Origin of the sequence: Archangium sp. (assembly GCF_036388035.1) — a bacterium.
Classification (GTDB): Bacteria; Myxococcota; Myxococcia; order Myxococcales; family Myxococcaceae; genus Archangium.
Genome location: NZ_DASVSO010000806.1, coordinates 1 through 1,578, shown reverse-complemented (window position 1 = coordinate 1,578; position 1,578 = coordinate 1). Strand labels below are relative to the sequence as shown.

Sequence of the window (1,578 nt, the reverse complement as noted above, 5' to 3'; positions counted from 1 at the left end):
CTCCCGCGTGCGCTCGAGCTTCGAGCTGGAAGTGCCGCTGCGCGCGCTGTTCGAGGCGCCGACGGTGGGCGAGCTGGCCGGCCGCGTGGAAGCGGCGCGGCGCGCCGATGGGCGCCGCGCCGCGCCGCCGCTGGTGCGGGTGGCGCGAGACGGGAAGCTGCCGCTGTCGTTCGCGCAGCAGCGGCTGTGGTTCCTCGACCAGCTGGAGTCGGGCAGTGCCAGCTACAACATCCCGCTCGCGGTGCGGTTCGAGGGGGTGCTGGACGCGGCGGTGCTGGAGAAGAGCCTGGGCGAGGTGGTGCGGCGGCACGAGGCGCTGCGCACCACGTTCGCGCTGGTGGATGGCCAGGCGGTGCAGCGCGTCCAGCCCGCGGAGGGCTTCGTGCTGCACGTGGAGAACCTGTCGGGCCTGCCCGCCGCGCGGCGCGAGGAAGAGGCACGGGCGCGGGTGGGGGCGGAGGCTCGGCGTCCGTTCGACCTGGGCCGCGATCTGATGTTGCGCGCGTCCCTGCTGCGGCTGGCCGAGCGGGAGCATGTCCTGGTGGTGAACATGCACCACATTGCCTCGGACGGCTGGTCCGTGGGCGTGCTGATGCGGGAGCTGGCGGCGCTGTACGAGGCGCACGCCCGGGGCCAGCAGGCGACGCTGCCGGAGCTGTCCGTGCAGTACGCGGACTACGCGGTGTGGCAGCGGGGGTGGCTGAAGGACGAGGTGCTCGGCGAGCAGGTGGCGTACTGGAAGCAGAAGCTGGCGGGCGCGGCGCCGCTGGAGCTGCCGACGGACAAGCCGAGGCCCGCGACGCAGACCTATCGGGGCGCGGCGCTGGCGGCGCGGCTGCCGCGTGAGCTTTCGCAGCGGCTGAATGCGCTGGCACGGCAGGAGGGCGTGACGCCCTTCATGCTGCTGCTGGCGGCGTGGCAGGTGCTGTTGCACCGCTACAGTGGGCAGCAGGACATCAGCGTGGGCATGCCCATCGCCGGCCGGCGTCAGGCGGAGGTGGAGGGCCTCATCGGCTTCTTCGTCAACACGCTGGTGGTGCGCGCGCAGGTGGAGGGGGCGAAGAGCTTCCGCGAGCTGCTGGCGCAGGTGAAGGAGACGACGCTGGGCGCGTACGCGCACCAGGACGTGCCCTTCGAGAAGCTGGTGGAGGAGCTGCGGCCGGAGCGGGACCTGGGACGCACGCCGTTGTTCCAGGTGATGTTCTCGCTGCAGAACGCGCCCATGCCGGAGCTGGAGGTGGAGGGACTCAAGCTGCGGCCGGTGGAGGTGCGGCGCGACACGGCCAAGTTCGACCTGTCGCTGTTCCTGCACGAGGACGCGGACGGCCTCCGCGGCTCGCTGGAGTACAGCACGGACCTGTACGAGGCGGGGACGGTGGAGCGGATGCTGGGGCACTACCAGCGCCTGCTCGAGTCGGTGGTGGAGAAGCCCGAGGCATGCCTCGACGAGGTGGTGCTGCTGGGGGAGGCGGAGCGAGAGCAGGTGCTGAAGGGGTGGAACACGCTGCTGCCGACGCCGGAGGTGGGAGGCGGGCTGCACGAGTTGTTCGAGGCGCAGGTGGAGGCGACACCGGAGGC

The 1,578-nt window shown here is 72.1% G+C and carries 1 protein-coding gene; it reads left to right on the top strand.

Annotated features, from left to right (window positions below):
- The coding region (locus VF697_RS33175; RefSeq protein ID WP_331101300.1) for a condensation domain-containing protein at positions 1-1,578 on the top strand (1,578 nt) is incomplete at both ends.